Here is a 4,047-nt window from a genome sequence, read left to right on the forward strand (position 1 = left end):
AGAGGTGTATAAGAGACAGGCGGAGGGGGTGGTCTTGGTCAGGAACCGGCCGTCGGGACGGGGGTAGTCGCCGGGTTCGTCGAAGGTCGGGTCGGTCATGAACCGCAGTCCGCCGTACTCGAACAGGGCGGTCGGCCCGCCGAAGGCGTGCACGGTGAACTGGTCGGTGGAGATGGGGGCAGAAGACACGAAAACACAAACCTCACGGTTGTCGAACGTTTTATCCGTGAACCGACGCTAGCCCATTCTCACGGATGGGCGCAATGCGTACCATGAGGACCATGGGAGAGACGCTGATGACAGACGACCCCGCCTTGCCACCCGCGCCGGGCGAGGAGCAGTACCCCGCCCTCGCCCTGGCCAACAGCGCCATCGCACTGCCGGGCGGGCACACGGCCGACCTCCTCGGGACCCCTGCGCAGACGAACCACTGGCTGACCGAACACGGCCTCGCCCCGGTCGACATCGACATGCGGGAGATGTGCGCCGCGCAGCTGCGCTCGCTGCGCGAGCAGATCAGGGCCCTGCTCGCCTCCCGCACCGCCGGGCTCCCCGCCCTTCCCGCCGCCCTGTCCGCCATCAACGAGGCGCTGACCCGCGTCCCCACGGCCCGGCTGCTGCAGTGGGACGACGGGAACGGGCCCTATCGCGCGATACCCCACCCCACCACCGAGATCGTCGACCACGCGTTGGCGACCCTCGCCGCCGACGCCGCCGACCTGCTCACCCACCCCGACGCCGAACGGCTCACCGCCTGCGACTCAACCCCCTGCAACCGCTACCTGCTCCGCCACGGCCGCCGCCACTGGTGCTCGACCCGCTGCGGAGACCGCGCACGAGCCGCCCGCGCCTACACCCGCCGCACCCGAACCCGCACGGGCTGACCAGCCCCGTCCTTCTCACTGGCGTCTTGGTCCCGTCCAGGCCACCGGTGGCCGGTCGAGCGTCCGCCACGCGGGAAAAAGCAAGGGGCACAACGACATCGCCGCGGCTGCCGCCGTGAACACCGCGATCGCCGGCATCAGCCCCCACCGCGCGCTCACCGCGCCCGCCAGCGCGGTGCCCAGCGGCATCCCGGCCAGCGCGGCCATGGAGATCGTGGCGTAGACGCGGGCGCGCAGCCGCGGCGGTGTGCGTTCGGCCTTGACCGCACCGAGGATCGGGTTGAGCGGCCCGAACGCGAGCATCAGCACTCAACATCGCCGGCCCCGACAACGTCGCCCGCTACTGCGCCGTGCGCGGCCGCGTCATCGATTCGACCACCGACGGCGCGGTCGCCAACATCGACGAGATCTCCCAGAAGTCCCTAGGAATCGACTACCCCGGCTTCGGAGGCACTCCGCCACCCGCCCGGCTGCTGACCATCGCCGTGGACTCCATCGCCCACGCCCCGCAGGGCGGACCTAGTCCACCACCAGCACCACCTTGCCGAGGTTGGCGCGGGACTCGATGACCTCGTGCGCCCGCGCCGCCCGGGACAGCGGGATCTCAGCGTGCACGCGAGTGCGCAGCCAGCCCTCCCGATGCCAGTCCCACAACTCGTCGCGCCAGCAGGCCTGCAACGACGGCATCGCGGGCGAACCCATGCGAAACCCGGTCGCCGAAGCACCGCGCGTCATCAGCTCACCCGAGCAGATCGCACCCGGCTGAGCACCGAAGACCACCAGCCGCCCACCGCGGCCCACGGCGCGCACCGCCTTGTCCAGCACCTCACCACCGACGCACTCCAAGGCGACGTCGACCGGCTCGCCCCAGCTGGGATCGTCGTAGCCCACCACCGCATCCGCGCCCAACGTGCGCACGAACGCGCCCTTGTCCTGCTTGTCGCCGACCGCGGCGACCACACGAGCCCCGTGAGCGCGCACCAGCTGGATCGCCATCGTGCCCACCGCGCCCGCCGCGGCGGTGATCAGCACCGACTCGCCCCGGCCGATCACACCCGCCGCGCACGCCCGGCGCGCCACCAGCCCGCTGCGCACCAGCGCCACCGCGGTCACCGCGTCGGCGTGCTCGGGCACCCGCGATGCCATGCGCTCGGCCAGCAGCACCCGCTCGGCGTAGGCGTGCTCGAAGCACAGGCCGGTGACCCGGTCACCGAGCCGGAAACCCCGCACCCCCGGGCCCAGCGCCTCCACCACACCGGCGACCTCCCCGCTCAGCGGTACCGGCTCGGGTCCTTCCCGCACGCGGCGCACCGCCGGCCAGGAGACCCCGACCGCCTCGCACCGCACCAGCAGCTGAGAAGGGCCGGGCACCGGGGTGGGGACGTCTTCGACGAACAGGACCTCCGGTCCACCGTTGATGACGTAGTTGACGCGTCGCATCACGCACGCTCCTCGAAATCGAAATCGATGGGACCACCAACGAAATCGAGAGTAGAGGGAAAACCATTGGTCGGTCCAACGAATTTCCGGCTAGGGTGAGAGCGTGGCCGAACCGGACAACACCCGCGCTCTGCAGCACATCCAGTCCCTGCCCAGCTGGCTGACCGGGCGCGTCGCCGCGCGCGGCCGCGACCTGCTCGCCCGCGCGCTAGCGGAGGAAGGACTGCGGCTGAGCCAGCACGCCGTGCTGGCCGCCGTGGCCGAGCACGGCCCGCTGGCCCAAGCTGAACTGGTGCGGCGCCTGGAGATCGACCCCAAGGACGTCGTCGGACTGCTCAACGAGCTGGGGGACAAGGGCCTGGTGCAACGCCGGCCCGACCCGCGCGACCGCCGCAAGAACGCCGTGTCGGCCACCCCCGACGGCCTGGCCACCCTCCAGCGCTGCGCCGCGCTGGCCGAGACGGCCAACCGCGAACTGCTCACCCCGCTGAGCACTGCCGAACGCGAACTGCTGATCACCCTGCTCCGACGCCTCCACGCCGGTCAGGCCCAGTAGCGGCGCACCTCGCCGGGAGCGAACGCACCCCGATCGGTGACCACCGTGGTCACCAGGTCCGGATCGGTCACGTCGAACGCCGGGTACAGGCCCCGCACCCGCGCGCTCGCACTGCGATGCCCCAGGGTGTGCAGGACCTCGTCGCCGTCGCGGAACTCGATCGGCACCTGCGCACCCGACTCGGTGTCGGGATCCGGCGCGTGGCACAACGCGTGGAACGGCACGCCGAAGGCCTTCGCCGCCGTGGCCAGCTGCAACGTGCCCACCTTGTTGATCACCGAGCCGTCCAAGGTGATCCGGTCGCTGGCGGTCACCAGCGCATCCACCCGGCCCTCCCGCATCAGCGACGCCGGCATCCCGTCGGTCACCAGCGTCGTGGGCACCCCCATCTCCGCCAGTGACTCCGCGGTCAACCGCGCCCCCTGCAGGTAGGGGCGGGTCTCGGTGCAGACGAACTCCGGACGCTTGCCCCCGGCCACCAGCGCCTCCACCAGCCCCAGCAGGTAGAGATCACCCCAGCAGTGCGTCAGCACCCGCGCGCCCTCGTCCAGCAGCGCCGCGCCCGCCTGACCCATCTCGCGGCATCGCCGCCGGTAGTCGGCATCACCCGCCCGCGCGCCGTCCCACGCCGCCGCGGCGACGTCCTCGCGCCCGGCGATCTCGGCGAGCACGAACGCCGCTGCCTTGCGCGGCTGGTCGTTGGTCGGGCGCGTGGCGATCAACCGCTGCGCCGCCTCACCCACCCGGCGACGAGCCACCTGCGGGTCCTGCCCCTCGGTCTCCCGGGCGGCCAGCACCAAACCCCACAGCACCGCGAAGTACGGCCCGGAGGACTGGGTCACCATCTCCTCGATGGCCCGCGCGACCTCCTCCACCGTGCGCGCACGCACCCACCGGTGCTCGAACGGGAACACCCGCCGGTCCAGGATGTGCACCCCGTCGTCATCGAGCCGGACGCTGTCGGCGAGAACCGGCACGGGCACAGCGGAAGAAGACATCGAATCCTCAGGTCACAAGTCCGGAAAAAGGGCTGACGTTCCAAAGCCTAACCAGCCGCGCGCACCCACCCGGCCACCACCAACTGATTTGCTAGGCTCACGACACCGCGCTGATCGCCGCACCCCGCAGGCTTGATCACCCGAGGCCCCGCGACACCCGCGCCACCTC

The 4,047-nt window shown here is 71.5% G+C and carries 5 protein-coding genes and 1 pseudogene; 2 read left to right on the forward strand and 4 right to left on the reverse strand.

The features are described from left to right. Positions 1-189, reverse strand: a pseudogene (locus E1202_RS30965) (MBL fold metallo-hydrolase); the annotation flags it as partial. 92 nt (positions 190-281) lie between these two features. Between E1202_RS30965 and E1202_RS30970 the strand changes: the two are divergent. Continuing rightward, a complete protein-coding gene (locus tag E1202_RS30970) occupies positions 282-884 on the forward strand; it encodes a CGNR zinc finger domain-containing protein (RefSeq protein ID WP_132686855.1) in 603 nt (200 codons plus the stop codon). A 15-nt stretch (positions 885-899) separates the two neighbouring features. On the opposite strand, the gene E1202_RS30975 is transcribed toward E1202_RS30970, so the two are convergent. Together E1202_RS30975 and E1202_RS30980 are read right to left on the reverse strand one after the other, a co-directional pair. Next, on the reverse strand, positions 900-1,187 hold the full coding sequence (locus tag E1202_RS30975; protein WP_132686856.1) for a hypothetical protein: 288 nt from the start codon (positions 1,185-1,187) through the stop codon (positions 900-902). Positions 1,188-1,403: 216 nt separating this feature from the next. Beyond that, positions 1,404-2,324, reverse strand: coding sequence for a quinone oxidoreductase family protein (locus tag E1202_RS30980; RefSeq protein ID WP_132686858.1), 921 nt, complete (start codon positions 2,322-2,324; stop codon positions 1,404-1,406). 103 nt (positions 2,325-2,427) lie between these two features. Here E1202_RS30980 and E1202_RS30985 point away from each other — a divergent pair, with 103 nt between their 5' ends. Further along, a complete protein-coding gene (locus tag E1202_RS30985; RefSeq protein WP_207919012.1) occupies positions 2,428-2,880 on the forward strand; it encodes a MarR family winged helix-turn-helix transcriptional regulator in 453 nt (150 codons plus the stop codon). Here E1202_RS30985 and E1202_RS30990 read toward each other — a convergent pair. After that, positions 2,868-3,878 carry a s-methyl-5-thioribose-1-phosphate isomerase gene (locus E1202_RS30990; protein WP_132686857.1) on the reverse strand — a complete coding sequence of 337 codons (1,011 nt, stop codon included), beginning with the start codon at positions 3,876-3,878 and terminating at the stop codon, positions 2,868-2,870. The two genes, E1202_RS30985 and E1202_RS30990, sit on opposite strands and share 13 nt — an antisense overlap. Between the last annotated feature and the right edge of the window lie 169 nt (positions 3,879-4,047).

The sequence above is a fragment of the Saccharopolyspora karakumensis genome, assembly GCF_004349225.1.
In the GTDB taxonomy this organism is placed as follows: Bacteria; Actinomycetota; Actinomycetes; order Mycobacteriales; family Pseudonocardiaceae; genus Saccharopolyspora; species Saccharopolyspora endophytica.